The organism is Pseudomonas guariconensis (assembly GCF_900102675.1).
GTDB classification, from domain to species: Bacteria; Pseudomonadota; Gammaproteobacteria; order Pseudomonadales; family Pseudomonadaceae; genus Aquipseudomonas; species Aquipseudomonas guariconensis.
Genome location: NZ_FMYX01000011.1, coordinates 60,886 through 75,987, shown reverse-complemented (window position 1 = coordinate 75,987; position 15,102 = coordinate 60,886). Strand labels below are relative to the sequence as shown.

15 protein-coding genes are annotated in these 15,102 nt (G+C 61.6%); 1 reads left to right on the top strand and 14 read right to left on the bottom strand.

What is annotated here, in order from left to right; translation table 11 throughout:
* From lpxB to rpsB, 14 genes are all read right to left on the bottom strand, one after another.
* On the bottom strand, positions 1-1,128 hold the full coding sequence (gene lpxB / locus BLS27_RS17960) for a lipid-A-disaccharide synthase (RefSeq protein WP_090346082.1): 1,128 nt from the start codon (positions 1,126-1,128) through the stop codon (positions 1-3).
* 1 nt (position 1,129) lies between these two features.
* The gene (lpxA, locus tag BLS27_RS17955; protein WP_043208850.1) at positions 1,130-1,906 is read right to left on the bottom strand and encodes an acyl-ACP--UDP-N-acetylglucosamine O-acyltransferase; all 777 of its coding nucleotides are present in this window, start codon (positions 1,904-1,906) and stop codon (positions 1,130-1,132) included.
* The gene (gene fabZ / locus BLS27_RS17950; protein WP_003252314.1) at positions 1,903-2,343 is read right to left on the bottom strand and encodes a 3-hydroxyacyl-ACP dehydratase FabZ; all 441 of its coding nucleotides are present in this window, start codon (positions 2,341-2,343) and stop codon (positions 1,903-1,905) included. Before fabZ ends, lpxA begins: the two co-directional genes overlap by 4 nt.
* Before the next feature lie 113 nt (positions 2,344-2,456).
* The gene (gene lpxD, locus BLS27_RS17945; RefSeq protein ID WP_090346079.1) at positions 2,457-3,512 is read right to left on the bottom strand and encodes a UDP-3-O-(3-hydroxymyristoyl)glucosamine N-acyltransferase; all 1,056 of its coding nucleotides are present in this window, start codon (positions 3,510-3,512) and stop codon (positions 2,457-2,459) included.
* A 1-nt stretch (position 3,513) separates the two neighbouring features.
* Entirely contained in the window at positions 3,514-4,017 is a 504-nt protein-coding gene (locus BLS27_RS17940) for an OmpH/Skp family outer membrane protein (protein WP_043208855.1), read from the bottom strand.
* Positions 4,018-4,061: 44 nt separating this feature from the next.
* A complete protein-coding gene (bamA, locus tag BLS27_RS17935) occupies positions 4,062-6,413 on the bottom strand; it encodes an outer membrane protein assembly factor BamA (protein ID WP_043208857.1) in 2,352 nt (783 codons plus the stop codon).
* A gap of 79 nt (positions 6,414-6,492) precedes the next feature.
* Positions 6,493-7,845 carry an RIP metalloprotease RseP gene (gene rseP, locus BLS27_RS17930; RefSeq protein WP_090346076.1) on the bottom strand — a complete coding sequence of 451 codons (1,353 nt, stop codon included), beginning with the start codon at positions 7,843-7,845 and terminating at the stop codon, positions 6,493-6,495.
* A 75-nt stretch (positions 7,846-7,920) separates the two neighbouring features.
* A complete protein-coding gene (ispC, locus tag BLS27_RS17925; RefSeq protein ID WP_043208860.1) occupies positions 7,921-9,111 on the bottom strand; it encodes a 1-deoxy-D-xylulose-5-phosphate reductoisomerase in 1,191 nt (396 codons plus the stop codon).
* Positions 9,108-9,923 (bottom strand): phosphatidate cytidylyltransferase, encoded by an 816-nt coding sequence (locus BLS27_RS17920; RefSeq protein ID WP_043208863.1) that lies wholly within the window; start codon positions 9,921-9,923, stop codon positions 9,108-9,110. The genes ispC and BLS27_RS17920 overlap by 4 nt, the downstream gene beginning before the upstream one ends.
* Positions 9,923-10,678: a polyprenyl diphosphate synthase gene (gene uppS, locus BLS27_RS17915; protein ID WP_043208866.1), complete on the bottom strand. Its 756-nt coding sequence runs from the start codon at positions 10,676-10,678 to the stop codon at positions 9,923-9,925. Before uppS ends, BLS27_RS17920 begins: the two co-directional genes overlap by 1 nt.
* Before the next feature lie 17 nt (positions 10,679-10,695).
* A complete protein-coding gene (gene frr, locus BLS27_RS17910; RefSeq protein WP_043208868.1) occupies positions 10,696-11,253 on the bottom strand; it encodes a ribosome recycling factor in 558 nt (185 codons plus the stop codon).
* The gene (gene pyrH, locus BLS27_RS17905) at positions 11,250-11,993 is read right to left on the bottom strand and encodes a UMP kinase (protein ID WP_043208871.1); all 744 of its coding nucleotides are present in this window, start codon (positions 11,991-11,993) and stop codon (positions 11,250-11,252) included. Before pyrH ends, frr begins: the two co-directional genes overlap by 4 nt.
* Before the next feature lie 180 nt (positions 11,994-12,173).
* Entirely contained in the window at positions 12,174-13,037 is an 864-nt protein-coding gene (tsf, locus tag BLS27_RS17900; protein WP_043208875.1) for a translation elongation factor Ts, read from the bottom strand.
* A gap of 184 nt (positions 13,038-13,221) precedes the next feature.
* Positions 13,222-13,959 (bottom strand): 30S ribosomal protein S2, encoded by a 738-nt coding sequence (gene rpsB / locus BLS27_RS17895; protein ID WP_043208878.1) that lies wholly within the window; start codon positions 13,957-13,959, stop codon positions 13,222-13,224.
* A gap of 331 nt (positions 13,960-14,290) precedes the next feature.
* Between rpsB and map the strand changes: the two genes are divergently transcribed.
* On the top strand, positions 14,291-15,073 hold the full coding sequence (map, locus tag BLS27_RS17890) for a type I methionyl aminopeptidase (protein WP_043208882.1): 783 nt from the start codon (positions 14,291-14,293) through the stop codon (positions 15,071-15,073).
* Positions 15,074-15,102: the final 29 nt, after the last annotated feature.

Genomic DNA, 15,102 nt, shown 5'->3' with positions numbered 1-15,102 from the left:
CTATCGGTCTCCCAGCAAGGCCAGCACCGCCTCGGCCGCCTGGTTGGAGGCGTCACGACGCAGGGTGCGGTGGATCTGGTCGAAACTTTCGGTCTGCTGCGCGCCGTTGCTGATCAGCGATGCCACGGTCTGGGCCAAGGCTTCACTGGTGGCGGCGTCCTGCAGCAGCTCCGGCACCAGCAGGCGCTGGGCCAGCAAGTTGGGCAGCGACACGTAGGGGCTCTTCACCATGCGCTTGAGAATCCAGTAGGTCAGCGGTGCCAGGCGATAGGCGACCACCATAGGCCGCTTGTACAGCAGCGCCTCCAGGGTCGCGGTACCTGAAGCGATGAGCACCGCGTCGCAGGCTGCCAGGGCCTGGTGCGAGCGGCCATCGAGCAGGGTCACCGGCAGGTCGCGGCCCTGCAGCATCTGCTCGAGCTGGGCGCGTCGCGCCGGGTTGGCGCAGGGCGAGACGAAACGCACGCCCGGCACCAGCTCACGCAGACGCTGGGCCGTATCGAGGAACAACTCGCCCAGCCGGCCGACTTCACCACCACGACTGCCCGGCATCAAGGCCACCAATGGCCCCTCGCCCGCGCCTATGGCCTCACGGGCGGCCTGACGGTCGGCTTCGAGCGGGATCGTGTCCGCCAGCGGATGGCCGACGAAGCGCACCGGCACGCCCTTCTCTTCGTAGAATTTCGCCTCGAAGGGGAACAAGGTGAGCATCAGGTCGCAGCCTTCGCGGATCTTGAGCACACGCTTCTGCCGCCAGGCCCAGACAGAAGGGCTGACGTAATGCACGGTCTTGATCCCGGCCTGACGCAGCTTCAGTTCGATATTGAGAGTGAAATCCGGCGCATCGATGCCGATGAACACGTCGGGCTTTTCGGCGATGAGGGTGCTGATCAGTTCCTTGCGGCGCTTGAGCAGCTCGCGCAAGCGCCCGAGCACCTCGACCAACCCCATGACCGCCAGGCGCTCCATGGGGAAGTAGGACACCAGACCCTCGGCCTCCATCAAGGGACCGCCGACGCCAATGAAACGAACATCGGGATGGCGCGCCTTTAGCGCGCGCATCAGACCGGAGCCGAGAATATCGCCGCTGGCCTCACCCGCGACCAGCGCCACGCAAAGCTGGGCCATGTCAGCGGGTGATGCCGCGGGCGGAACTGAGAATCGACTGACGGAACAGTTCGACCTCGGGGTATTGGGAAGCAAGCTCGCCCAGCTCGTTGAGCGCATCTTCCACGGTCAGGCCGTGGCGATAGACGATCTTGTAGGCGCGGCGCAGGGCGTGGATGACTTCGTCACTGAAGCCCCGACGGCGCATGCCCTCGAAGTTCATGCTGCGTGCCTCGGCAGGGCTGCCGAACACCGTGACGAAAGCTGGCACGTCCTTGCCGATGGCCGTCCCCATGCCAGAGAAGGCATGGGCACCGATATGGCAGTACTGATGGACCAGGGTATAGCCGGACAGGATCGCCCAGTCACCCACGTGCACATGGCCGGCCAACGCAGTGTTGTTGACCAGGATGCAGTGGTTGCCGATGACGCTGTCATGCCCGATATGGGCATAGGCCATGATCAGGTTGTGGTCGCCCAGCGTGGTTTCCGAGCGGTCCTGAATGGTGCCTCGGTGAATGGTCACGCCTTCGCGGATCACATTGTGGTCCCCGATCACCAGACGCGTGGGTTCGCCCTTGTACTTGAGGTCAGGGGTATCTTCGCCGATGGAAGAGAACTGGAAGATACGGTTGTGCTTGCCGATGCGGGTCGGACCTTTGAGCACCACATGAGGTCCGATGACGGTGCCCTCGCCAATCTCCACGCCTGGGCCTACGATCGACCAGGGGCCCACCTCGACACCGTCGGCAATCTTGGCCGACGGATCGATGATCGCCCGAGGATCAATCGAACTCATAGGGAGCGTTCCGCGCAAGTGATCTCTGCCGAGCAGACCGGCTTGCCGTCGACCAGGGCGCGGCACTCGAACTTCCAGATCATGCTCTTACGGCTGAGGAACTTGGCTTCCAGCACCAGCTGGTCGCCTGGCAGCACCGGCTGGCGGAAGCGCAGCTTGTCGGAGCCGACGAAATAGTAAAGAGTGCCGTCCGCCGGCTTGGCATCGAGCATCTTGAATCCGAGAATCCCGGCCGCCTGGGCCATCGCCTCGATGATCAGCACGCCCGGCATGATTGGATGCGCCGGGAAGTGGCCATTGAAGAACGGCTCGTTGATGCTGACATTCTTGTAGGCACGAATGCTCTGGGCCTCGAAATCCAGATCCGTGACCCGGTCCACCAGCAGGAACGGGTAACGGTGAGGCAGGTATTCGCGAATCTCGTTGATGTCCATCATTTCGGGGGGAAGCCTGTAATAAGAATAGGGAGCGCAGGTGCTGACCACACGCTCCTTTTGCAATCCAAAGAGGAGCCAGCTAGCGTCTGTTCACTCTTGCTCAGGGAATGGTATCAGCCTTCTGATGTCGGCTGGCCACCTGAGGTCACGGTATCGACACGTTTTTCCAACTGCTGGAGACGCTTGGACATTTCATCCAACTGGCGGATACGCGCGGCGCTCTTGCGCCATTCAGCCAGAGGCTGCATGGCCGTGCCGGAAGAATAGCCGCCCGGCTCGGTGATCGAACGGGTGACCATGGTCATACCGGAAACGAATACGTTGTCGCAGACATCGATGTGACCCACCATGCCGACGCCACCGGCGATCATGCAATGCTTGCCGATGCGCGTGCTGCCGGAGATCCCGACACAGGCCGCCATTGCCGTGTGGTCACCGACCTGCACGTTGTGGGCGATCTGGATCTGGTTGTCGAGCTTGACGCCATTGCCGATACGAGTGTCCGACAGTGCACCGCGGTCAACGGCGGTGTTCACACCGATCTCAACGTCGTCACCCAGCGTCACACCGCCGATCTGGGCGATCTTCTGCCAGACGCCCTTCTCGTTGGCAAAGCCAAAGCCTTCCCCACCGATCACAGCACCGGACTGGATCACCACCCGCTCGCCGATGGTCACGTCGTGGTACAGCGTGACCCGCGGAGCGAGCCAACCACCCTCACCGATCACGCAACGTGCGCCAATAAAACAATGGGCGCCGACCGTCACGTTCGCGCCAATCCGCGCGCCGCTTTCGATCACGGCGAACGGGCCAATGCTGGCGCTGGCATCGACCTGTGCATTCTCATGTACCACGGCGCTGGGATGAATTCCCGCCACAGCCTTGGGCTTTGGATCGAACAGGTGCGAAATGCGGGCATACGCAAGGTATGGGTCCGCCACGATCAGAGCGTTGCCGGCGAAGCCTTCGGCGTCCTCGGCCTTGAGCAACACCGCGCCTGCCTGGGAATCGTCCAGGTACTTGCGGTACTGCTTGTTGGCAAGGAAGCTCAGCTGCCCGGCGGTGGCCTCCTGCAAGGTGGCCAATCCGGTGATTTGCAGCGCCTCTGGGCCTTTGAGCTGCGCCCCGAGGGCCTCGGCCAATTGGCCGAGCGTCATGGTCACGGTCATATCAACGGGCTTGGTTCATGCGCTCGATGACCTGGCGGGTGATGTCGTACTGCGGCTTGACATCGATTACCGCGCCGCGCTCGAGCACCAGGTCATAGCCACCTTTCTTGATCACTTCCTCGACAGCACCATCCAGCTTGGGCTTGAGCTGCTTGAGCATGTCACGGTCAGCAACGGCCTTGGCTTCGTTCAGCTCCTTGGACTGGAACTGGAAGTCGCGGGCCTTTTGCTTGAACTCGAGCTCCAGACGCTCACGCTCTTGCTGCTGCATCTTGTCGCCACCCTTGATCAGGCGGTCCTGGATGCCTTTGGCACTGCTTTCCAGGTTCTTGAGCTTGGTCAGTTGTGGACCGAACTTCTTCTCGGCATCGACGGCGTACTTCTTGGCCGCGTCGGATTCGAGCAGCGCCATCTGATAGTTCAGCACGGCGACCTTCATTTCGGCGAAAGCCGGGGTGGCGACCAGCGCCGCGGCCATCACGGCCAGTTGGGTCAACTTACGCACGATGCACTCCTGGATAAACCGTTGTCGTTAAGCAAGGGCCGACCTTAGAAGGTCTGGCCCAGAGAGAATTGGAACACCTGGGTATCGGCGTCGTCCGGCTTCTTCACCGGCATCGCCAGGCTGAAGCTCAGCGGACCCAGCGCAGTGATCCAGGTGACGCCCAGACCGACAGAGCTTGCCATGCCCGAGAAACCGACCTTTTCGCAATCAGGCTTGTTGCCGCAATTGGTGTCGAACACGTTACCCACGTCCCAAAACACGGAAGTACGCAGGGAGCGCTGGTCTTTGACGAACGGCAGCGGGAACAGCAACTCGGCACCGCCCTGGACAAGGACGTTACCACCGAATGGCAGCGGATCCTGGTCCGGGTCCTTGATGGTGCCCGGCTTGGTGCCCTGGCTCGGCGTACTGCGGGGACCCAGACTGCTGTCCTTGAAGCCACGCACCGAGTTGAAGCCACCCGCGAAGTAGTTCTCGTAGAACGGCAGGCCGTCGGTGGAGCCGAAACCATCACCATAGCCCAATTCGGTGTGCAAGCGCAGGGTGTAGTCGTTGGTGATTGGCTTGAACAGCTGGCCGCGGTAGTCGATCTTGAAGAACGACAGGTCGCTGCCTGGAGTGGTTACCTCGGCGCTCAGGCTCTGGGAATGACCACGGGTCGCCAGCACGCCCTTGTTGAGGGTCGATTCCGACCAGCCCGCCGAAGCCTTGAAGTTCAGGAAGCTGTCATCGCCTTCCTTATCCAGGAAGTCGAAGATCTCGTCGACGGTGTACTTGCCGGTCTTGATCTTGTCCTGCTGTACGTTCAGGCCGAAGGTCAGGCGCGAGGTTTCGCTGATCGGGTAACCGACGCTGACGCCAGCGCCCAGGCTGTCCACCGCATAGCTGGCCACGTCGACATCGAGGTCGTCATAGTCGGTGCTGCGGTAGAAGGCGTTGTAACCCAGGCTGACGCCGTCGGCGGTCCAGTAGGGGTCTACGAAGCCGAAGTTGTAGCGGGTCTGGTATTCCGAACGGGTCAGACCAACGGAAACCTTGTTACCGGTACCCAGGAAGTTGCTCTGGCTGATCGAACCACCCAGGATCAGGCCTGCGCTCTGGGCGAAACCGACGCTGGCGGTGATCGAGCCGGAGGCCTGCTCTTCAACGCTGTAGTTGACGTCGACCTGGTCGTCGGTGCCCGGCACCGGCGGGGTCTCGACGTTAACTTCCTTGAAGAAGCCCAGGCGCTCCAGACGGGTCTTGGACTGGTCGATCAGGTAGGTCGAGGCCCAGCCGCCTTCCATCTGGCGCATTTCGCGACGCAGCACTTCGTCTTCGGTCTTGGTGTTGCCGCGGTAGTTGATACGGTTGACGTAGGCACGCTTGCCCGGATCGACCACGAACATGATGTCGACGGTATGGTCTTCGTCGTGCGGCTGCGGCACGCCGTTGACGTTGGCGAAGGTGTAGCCTTCGTTACCCAGACGACGGGTGATCAGGTCGGAGGTGGTGGTCATCACCTTGCGCGAGAACACCTGGCCTGGCTGCACCAGCAACAGCGACTTGACCTGGTCTTCCGGCACCTTGAGGTCACCGGAGAGCTTCACGTCGCGTACGGTGTACTTCTCGCCTTCGTTGATGTTGACGGTGATGTAGACGTGCTTCTTGTCCGGGGTGATGGACACCTGGGTGGAAGCGATGTCCATGTTGATGTAGCCGCGGTCCAGGTAGTAGGAGCGCAGACGCTCCAGGTCACCGGAGAGCTTCTCGCGGGCATACTTGTCGTCGTTCTTGAAGAAGGACAGCCAGTTGGTGGTCTTGAGCTCGAACAGCTGGCTCAGTTCCTCGTCATCGAAGACATTGTTGCCAACGATGTTGATGTGCTGGATGGCAGCGACGGTGCCTTCGTTGATCTTGATCTTCAGGCCGACACGGTTGCGTGGTTGCGGTACCACTTCAGCGTCGACTTCGGCCGAGTAGCGGCCCTGGGCCACGTACTGGCGCTGCAGTTCGTTACGCACACCTTCGAGGGTGGCGCGCTGGAAGATTTCACCTTCGGCCAGGCCGGACTGTTTCAGGCCCTTCATCAGGTCTTCGGTGCTGATCGCCTTGTTGCCTTCGATCTCGATGCTCGAAACCGATGGGCGCTCGACCACGTTGATGATCAGGACATTGCCGTCGCGGCTCAGCTGGATGTCCTGGAAGAAGCCGGTCTTGAACAGGGAGCGCGTGGACTCGACCAGGCGGCGATCGTCGGCCTGGTCACCCACGTTCAAGGGCAAGGCACCGAACACGCTGCCCGCGGAGACCCGCTGCAGACCATTGACGCGAATATCGGAGATGGTGAAGGACTCGGCGTGAACTTCAGCGATCATCAGTGCGGAGAGGACCGCAGTTAGCAGCAGACGTTTCATGAAGTCCTTTTATTCCAACTGGCAATAAACAACCCGCCGCGATAAGGCGGCAGGTTCGTTCGCAATTGAGCGAAGCTTTTTATAGTCGACCCAGATCGTTGATCAGGGCGAGCAACATCACCCCGATGACCAAACTGATACCGATCTGGACCCCCCAACCTTGCACCCGATCCGAGAGCGGACGACCGCGCGCCAGCTCGATCAGGTAAAACAGCAAATGCCCCCCATCCAGTACTGGAATGGGCAGCAGGTTAAGAACCCCCAGGCTTATGCTCAGGTAGGCCAGGAAATTCAGGAAATCCCCCACGCCCGACTGGGCTGAAGCGCCCGCCACTTTAGCAATGGTTATCGGTCCGCTCAAGTTTTTTACCGAGAGCTCCCCGAACAGCATTTTCTTCAGCGATTCAAGGGTCAGGACGCTCATGCTCCAGGTGCGAGAGAGGCTCTCGCCCACCGCCTCCAACGGCCCGAAGCTCACTTCGCGCAGCATTTCGGCAGGCCATTCGACTCCCTTGACGCCAGCCCCGAGGTAACCCCCAGAGGCCTGCCCTTCCCCGCGCCGCGCAAGGGTTACCGGGACCTCCAGCTGTGCACCATCACGCTCGACGCGCAACTGCACCTTGGCCTCGGGACGTGCGCGAACGCTGTCCACGACCTGCTGCCAGTCCGCCAGAGCAACTCCGTCCAGCGCAAGCAACGTGTCGCCGGTCTTGAGCCCGGCCGCAGCCGCAGGCCCCTTGGGGTCGATCTCGGCGAGAACGGGAGGGATGGCTGGACGCCAGGGGCGCAGGCCAAGGGACTGGATCGGGTCCGGCTCGTCGACGCCCTTGAGCCAGTGATCGAGATTGATTTCATGCTGACGCTCGAGGGTAGCGCCTTCATCGCGCACGCCGACCCGCAAGGTGCCGGTCTCACCAAGGCGGCGCACCAACTGCAAATTGACGGCTGACCAGCCGTTGGTCGGCTTGCCGTCGATCGACACCACTTCCTGGCCCGCGACCAGCCCAGCGGAAGCCGCCAGGCTGCCCGACTCCACCGCACCGATGACCGGACGGACTTGCTGGGTTCCGAGCAGCGCCACGACCCAGAAGAACAGGATCGCCAGGAGGAAGTTGGCGATGGGGCCCGCCGCGACGATAGCGATGCGCTGGCCAACCGGCTTGCGGTTGAAGGATTGACCAAGCAGCGCAGGGGGTACCTCTCCCTCACGCTCATCGAGCATCTTGACGTAACCACCCAGGGGAATCGCCGCCACCACGAACTCGGTGCCATGGCGGTCGTGCCAGCGCACCAGCGGCGTACCGAAACCTACGGAGAACCGCAACACCTTGACGCCGCAGCGCCGGGCGACCCAGAAATGGCCGAATTCATGGAAAGTGACCAATACACCCAGGGCTACCAGGGTGCCGATTATCATGTAGAGCGCTGTCATAACCATCTCCGAATGACGTTCAGCCCATCCCTGGAACTCGTGGCCTGCAAGGCGTGAGCATGCAGGCCACCAGCATCAGTAACCGTGGCGCCTCAACCATTCCCGGGAAAGCTCCCGGGCCCGCTGGTCGGCGGCGAATACCGCATCCAGCGTTGGCAGCGCCACCACCGGCTCCTGGTCAAGCACCTGTTCGATCATACCCGCGATCTCGGGGAAGCGGATACGCCGCTGGAGAAATGCCTCCACAGCCACTTCGTTGGCGGCATTGAGCACGGCAGGGGCACTGTTGCCGGCCTCGGCAGCCTGACGCGCCAGACGCAGGCAGGGGAAGCGCTGTTCGTCGGGGGCCTGGAAGTCCAGACGGGCGATCGCGAACAGATCCAACGGCGCGACACCGGAATCGATACGTTCAGGCCAAGCCAGGGCATTGGCGATCGGCGTACGCATGTCCGGATTGCCCAGCTGGGCAAGCACCGAACCATCGACGTAATCCACCAGGGAGTGGATGACGCTCTGTGGATGGACCACCACTTCCACTTTGGCCGGAGCTGCATCGAACAACCAGCAGGCTTCGATGAGTTCCAGCCCTTTGTTCATCATGCTCGCCGAGTCGACAGAGATCTTGCGCCCCATGGACCAGTTGGGATGGGCGCAGGCCTGCTCGGGAGTGACATCCGCCAGCGCGGCGACCGGCGTTTCGCGGAACGGCCCGCCCGAGGCGGTCAGCAGGATACGACGCACGCCCACTTGGGCCAGGCCCCGTCCATGGTCGGTCGGCAGGCACTGAAAGATCGCATTGTGCTCGCTGTCAATCGGCAATAGCACGGCGCCGCTGCGCCGCACCGCATCCATGAACAGCGCACCGGACATCACCAGCGCTTCCTTGTTGGCCAGCAATACCTTCTTGCCCGCCTCCACGGCAGCCAGGGTCGGGCGCAGGCCCGCAGCGCCGACGATGGCCGCCATCACGGCATCCACTTCAGATGCACAGGCGACCTGACAAAGACCCGCCTCCCCTTCCAACACTTCGGTGGGGCAACCGGCAGCGCTCAGACCATCACGCAGGCGCGCAGCAGCATCAGCGCTGGGCACCACCGCATAGGCCGGGCGATGCCGCACACAAAGAGCTAGCAGCTCATCGAGACGGGAGTAGCCGCTCAGGGCGAATACCTGGTAACGCTGAGGATGACGCGCGATGACATCCAGTGTACTGAGACCGATCGACCCGGTGGCTCCCAGCACTGTGATACGTTGCGGACGACTCACATGACACCCCATTCGGCCGCCCAGAGCAGCACGGCGAACATGGGGATCGCCGCGGTCAGGCTATCGATGCGATCAAGCACGCCACCGTGCCCCGGCAGCAGGTTGCTGCTGTCCTTGATGCCTTCGCGGCGCTTGAACATGCTCTCGGTCAGATCACCGATCACCGAAGACATCACCACGACGACGGCGCCCAGCAGCCCAAGCAGTACTTGCCCGAAGCTCCAGTCGCGAACCAGCCCCACTGCAAGGGCGATCAGCAGGCTGACGGTCATACCGCCATAGACACCTTCCCAGCTCTTGCCCGGACTGACCTGCGGCGCCAGCTTGCGCTTGCCGAAAGCACGCCCGGCGAAGTAGGCCCCGATATCAGCCGCCCAGACCAGAACCATCACCGCCAGGATCAGCCAGTTGCCCAGCTGCCAATGTTTGAGCAGCACCAACCCCTGCCAGGCCGGCAACAACACCAGCAGCCCGATCAGCAGGCGACAGGCGGCACTGGCCCACAAGTCGCTGGTACGAGGATAGGTAAGGACCAGCCAGGTGGCCAGCGCCCACCAGATCACCGACGCCCCCAAGACCCAGGGTGCGAGATCCGGCATCAGATAGAGCAGCATCAACGCCCCGGCCACCACAGCGGCATAAGCCAGGCGCAGCGGTTGGGCCACCAGCCCTGCCAGCCGCGCCCACTCCCAGGCGCCAATGGTCACCACCAGGCCGATGAACAAGGCGAACTCCCCACCGTTGAGCAGGAAGAAACCACCCAGCGCGATCGGCAGCAGGATCAGCGCGGTAATGATGCGTTGTTTAAGCATTAAGCACGAGCTCCAGCCTCGACCTGCTCGCTGGTCTTACCGAAGCGGCGCTGGCGCGAAGCGAAATCGGCCAGGGCGTTGCGCATGGCCTCGTGTTTGAAGTCCGGCCAGTACAGGTCGGAGAAGTACAGCTCGGCATAAGCCAGCTGCCACAGCAGGAAGTTGCTGATGCGATGCTCGCCCCCGGTGCGGATGCACAAGTCGGGTAGCGGCAGATCACCGGTGGCCAGGCACGTCTGCAGCAGATCGGGCGTGATGTCCTCGGGGCGCAGATGGCCCGCCTGGACTTCACGCGCCAGGCGCTGCGCAGCCTGGGCGATGTCCCACTGGCCGCCGTAGTTGGCGGCGACCTGCAGGATGAAGCGGTCATTGCCGGCGGTCAGGGCCTCGGCTTCGCGCATTGCAGCCTGCAACTCAGGATGGAAGCGCGAACGATCGCCAATGATCCGCAAACTGATCTTGTTCTCGTTGAGGCGCTTGGCTTCACGGCGCAGGGCCGTGAAGAACAGCTCCATCAGCGCACCGACTTCATCGGCCGGACGCTGCCAGTTCTCACTGGAGAAAGCGAACAAGGTCAGCACCTCGACCCCGGCCTCGGCACAGACTTCGATCACCGCACGCACGGCATCCACGCCAGCCTTGTGCCCGGCGACGCCGGGCAGCAGGCGTCGCTTCGCCCAGCGATTGTTGCCATCCATGATGATCGCGACGTGACGCGGCACCGAAGGCGATGCCGCTGACTTGGTCTTTTCCATGAGAGAAACCCCTGGCCTCAAACGGCCATCAGGTCCTTCTCCTTGATTTCCAGAGCCTTGTCGACTTCAGCGATGAATTTGTCGGTCAGCTTCTGCAGCTCGTCGGCGGCGCGACGCTCTTCGTCTTCGCTGATTTCCTTGTCCTTGGCCAGCTTCTTGAGATCGGCCAGGGCATCGCGACGCACGTTACGCACCGAAACCTTGGCATCTTCGGCAACGCCACGGGCCTGTTTGGTGTAACCCTTACGGGTTTCCTCGGTCAGGGCTGGCATCGGCACACGAATGGTGGTGCCAGCGCTCGACGGGTTCAGGCCCAGGTCGGAAGTCAGGATGGCCTTCTCGATGGCGGCGCTGAGGTTCTTGTCGTGGGCCACGATCTTCAGGGTACGGGCGTCCTCGACGGTGATAGCAGCCACCTGGTTCAGCGGCATCTCGCTACCCCAGGCCGGCACCTTGACGCTATCCAGGATGCTCGGGTGGGCGCGACCGGTGCGGATCGCCGCCAGGTTGCGGCCCAGGGCCTCGATGGACTTGCCCATGCGCTCCTGAGCGTCTTTCTTGATGTCGTTGATCATGCTTCGCCTTCCTCGATCAGAGTACCTTCAGCGCCACCCACCACGATGTTCAGCAGGGCGCCAGGCTTGTTCATGTTGAATACCCGCAATGGCATCTTGTGGTCGCGGCACAGGCAGATTGCGGTCAGGTCCATGACACCGAGCTTGCGATCCAGGACCTCATCGTAGGTCAGGTGATCGAACTTCTCGGCGTGCGGGTCCTTGAATGGATCGGCAGTGTAGACACCATCGACCTTGGTCGCCTTCAGCACCACATCAGCATCGATTTCGATGGCACGCAGGCAGGCTGCGGAGTCGGTGGTGAAGAACGGGTTGCCGGTACCGGCGGAGAAAATTACCACATCCCCGGAGTTGAGGTGACGAATAGCTTTGCGACGGTCGTAATGATCGGTGACACCGACCATGGAAATGGCGGACATGACCAAGGCCGGGATGTTCGAGCGCTCCAGCGCGTCGCGCATGGCCAGGGCGTTCATCACGGTCGCCAGCATCCCCATGTGGTCACCGGTGACGCGGTCCATGCCGGCTGCGCTGAGCGCTGCGCCGCGGAACAGGTTGCCCCCACCGATCACCAGGCCGACCTGGACACCGATACCGACCAGCTGACCGACTTCCAGGGCCATGCGATCAAGTACTTTCGGGTCGATCCCGAATTCTTCCGAGCCCATCAGGGCCTCGCCGCTAAGTTTGAGCAAAATGCGTTTATAGCGAGGTTGGCGACCACTCACCTGCTGGGCCATTGCGAGTCTCTCCTGCGGCGTCTTAAGTAAATTCTGCGCGGGCTGGGTAACAGCCTGCTAACTGTAGCGTGGCACTGCTTCAGCGCCAGCGGAGCCTGGCCGGATAAACCCGGCTCCGGTTTGACAAAGAGGCTGCGCGCGTGAGCGGGCAGCCTCTTTGGGGCGACAGACGAGTCCGTCTTACTGCTTGGCGGCAGCTACCTGGGCGGCAACTTCTTCAGCGAAGTTGTCGACAGGCTTCTCGATGCCTTCGCCGACCTTGAAGTAGGTGAAGGAAACGATTTCAGCACCGGCCTTCTTGGCCAGCTCGCCGACTTTGACTTCCGGGTTCATGACGAACGCCTGCTCGACCAGCGAGGCTTCGGCCAGGAACTTCGAGATACGACCTTTGATCATGTTCTCGACGATGTTTTCTGGCTTGCCAGCGATCTTGTCAGCGTTCAGCTGCAGGAAGACGCCCTTCTCGCGCTCGATGGCTTCGGCCGAGACTTCCGACGGCAGCAGGAACTCTGGGTTCGAAGCTGCAACGTGCATGGCGATGTTCTTGGCCAGCTCGACGTCGCCGCCTTTCAGGACGACAGCGGCACCGATCTTGTTGCCGTGCAGGTAAGCACCGACAACGTCACCTTCAACGCGCGCCAGGCGACGGATGTTGACGTTCTCGCCGCACTTGGCGACCAGGGCTTCACGAGCGGCTTCGCGCGAGGCGATCAGCGGGGCTGCGTCGGTCAGCTTCTGGGCGAAGGCTTCTTCGATGCTTTCAGCAACGAAGTTCTTGAAGTCGTCTTGCAGAGCCAGGAAGTCGGTCTGCGAGTTCACTTCCAGCAGGACGGCGGATTTGCCGTCGGTCTTGACGGCGATAGCGCCTTCAGCGGCAACGTTACCAGCCTTCTTGGCAGCCTTGATGGCGCCCGAAGCGCGCATGTCATCAATGGCTTTCTCGATGTCGCCGCCGGCCTTTTCCAGGGCCTTCTTGCAATCCATCATGCCTTCGCCAGTACGCTCACGCAGTTCTTTTACCAGCGCTGCAGTAATTGCTGCCATTTCAAAATCCTCTTGGAAAGTTTTTCAACCATTCCACCCGCTCATCACGGGCGTTCAATTCTGGAAATCCACTGTCTTGATGTCAGCGCACTACAGGATGCGACGGGATGCTGACAGGAGGATTTCAGGTGGCAAAAAGGGGGCCAAGCCCCCTTTTTGCGTGCCAAGTAGACGCAGGCGTCAATTACTCGGCAGCTGGTGCCGCCGCTTCTTCAGCGTAGACTTCGGTGCCGCCAGCAACGTTGTTGCGGCCACGGATGACGGCGTCAGCCATCGAAGTCATGTACAGCTCGATGGCGCGGATGGCGTCATCGTTACCTGGGATGATGTAATCAACACCTTCAGGGCTGCTGTTGGTATCGACAACGCCGATGACCGGGATGCCCAGCTTGTTGGCTTCGGTGATCGCGATGCGCTCGTGATCAACGTCGATGACGAACAGTGCGTCAGGCAGACCGCCCATGTCCTTGATGCCGCCCAGGCTGCGATCCAGCTTTTCCAGGTCGCGGGAGCGCATCAGGGCTTCTTTCTTGGTCAGCTTGGCGAAAGTGCCGTCTTCGGCCTGGGTTTCCAGGTCGCGCAGACGCTTGATCGAAGCGCGGATGGTCTTGTAGTTGGTCAGCATGCCGCCCAACCAGCGGTGGTCAACGTATGGCGAACCGCAACGAGCAGCTTGCTCGGCGACGATCTTGCCAGCGGAACGCTTGGTGCCGACGAACAGGATCTTGTTCTTGCCCTGGGCCAGGCGCTCTACGAACGACAGAGCGTCGTTGAACATCGGCAGGGTTTTTTCCAGGTTGATGATGTGGATCTTGTTACGCGCGCCGAAAATGAACTTGCCCATTTTCGGGTTCCAGTAACGGGTCTGGTGGCCGAAGTGCACACCGGCCTTCAGCATATCGCGCATGTTGACTTGGGACATGATAGTTCCTTGATAAGTCGGGTTGGGCCTCCACGTATCCCAATGACCAACCCACGAGCCCATCGGACTCGGAGCACCCAGGCCATCGTGTCGACACGTGTGTGGGTTTGAGCTTCCGGAGGACCTCCCCCGAAAGCGGCGCATTTTATACCACAGACCGCGAGCGAACGGAACCCAGTCAGAACAGTTCGAATCGACAAGCGACAAGCAAAAGCAAATCGCATGCAGACGGCTGCAGCTTGCAGCTCAATGCTAGGTTTGAAGCCACCCTCTGATAGAATATGGCCTTTCCCGTTTGTTCGCGCCCTCGCGGCGCCGTAGAGAGCCCGTAATGACCGTCACCATCAAGACCGCAGAAGACATCGAGAAGATGCGCATCGCCGGCCGCCTGGCCGCCGAAGTCCTCGAGATGATCGAGGAACACGTCAAGCCCGGTGTCACCACCGAAGAACTGGACCGCATCTGCCACGACTACATCGTCAATGTCCAGCAGGCCATTCCGGCACCGCTCAACTACAAAGGCTTCCCCAAGTCGATCTGCACCTCGATCAATCACGTCGTCTGCCACGGAATCCCCAACGAGAAGCCGCTCAAGGACGGTGACACCATCAACATCGACGTCACCGTGATCAAGGATGGCTACCACGGCGATACCAGCCGTATGTTCCATGTCGGCACCGTCGCCCCGTGGGCCGAGCGTCTGTCCAAGGTGACCCAGGAGTGCATGTACAAGGCCATCGAGCTGGTCAAGCCGGGTTGCCGCCTGGGCGACATCGGCGAGGTCATCCAGAAGCACGCCGAGAAGAATGGCTTCTCCGTGGTCCGCGAGTTCTGCGGTCATGGCATCGGCAAGGTGTTCCATGAAGAGCCGCAAGTGCTGCACTACGGCCGCGCCGGCACCGGCATGGAACTCAAGGAAGGCATGACCTTCACCATCGAACCGATGATCAACCAGGGCAAGGCCGACACCAAGGTACTGGGCGACGGCTGGACCGCCATCACCAAGGACCGCAAGCTCTCGGCACAGTGGGAACACACCATTCTGGTGACCGCTACCGGCTACGAGATCTTCACCCTGCGCAAGGACGACACCCTCCCGCGCACCTCGGCCTGACGGGGCCAATCACACAGGAACGCGACTCG

Coding starts and splice junctions, on each gene's coding strand:
- frr (WP_043208868.1), bottom strand. CDS start 11,253: ATGATCAACGACATCAAGAAAGACGCTCAGGAGCGCATGGGCAAGTCC.
- uppS (WP_043208866.1), bottom strand. CDS start 10,678: ATGGAAAAGACCAAGTCAGCGGCATCGCCTTCGGTGCCGCGTCACGTC.
- tsf (WP_043208875.1), bottom strand. CDS start 13,037: ATGGCAGCAATTACTGCAGCGCTGGTAAAAGAACTGCGTGAGCGTACT.
- map (WP_043208882.1), top strand. CDS start 14,291: ATGACCGTCACCATCAAGACCGCAGAAGACATCGAGAAGATGCGCATC.
- BLS27_RS17920 (WP_043208863.1), bottom strand. CDS start 9,923: ATGCTTAAACAACGCATCATTACCGCGCTGATCCTGCTGCCGATCGCG.
- fabZ (WP_003252314.1), bottom strand. CDS start 2,343: ATGATGGACATCAACGAGATTCGCGAATACCTGCCTCACCGTTACCCG.
- bamA (WP_043208857.1), bottom strand. CDS start 6,413: ATGAAACGTCTGCTGCTAACTGCGGTCCTCTCCGCACTGATGATCGCT.
- rpsB (WP_043208878.1), bottom strand. CDS start 13,959: ATGTCCCAAGTCAACATGCGCGATATGCTGAAGGCCGGTGTGCACTTC.
- pyrH (WP_043208871.1), bottom strand. CDS start 11,993: ATGGCCCAGCAGGTGAGTGGTCGCCAACCTCGCTATAAACGCATTTTG.
- rseP (WP_090346076.1), bottom strand. CDS start 7,845: ATGACAGCGCTCTACATGATAATCGGCACCCTGGTAGCCCTGGGTGTA.
- lpxB (WP_090346082.1), bottom strand. CDS start 1,128: ATGGCCCAGCTTTGCGTGGCGCTGGTCGCGGGTGAGGCCAGCGGCGAT.
- lpxD (WP_090346079.1), bottom strand. CDS start 3,512: ATGACCGTGACCATGACGCTCGGCCAATTGGCCGAGGCCCTCGGGGCG.
- lpxA (WP_043208850.1), bottom strand. CDS start 1,906: ATGAGTTCGATTGATCCTCGGGCGATCATCGATCCGTCGGCCAAGATT.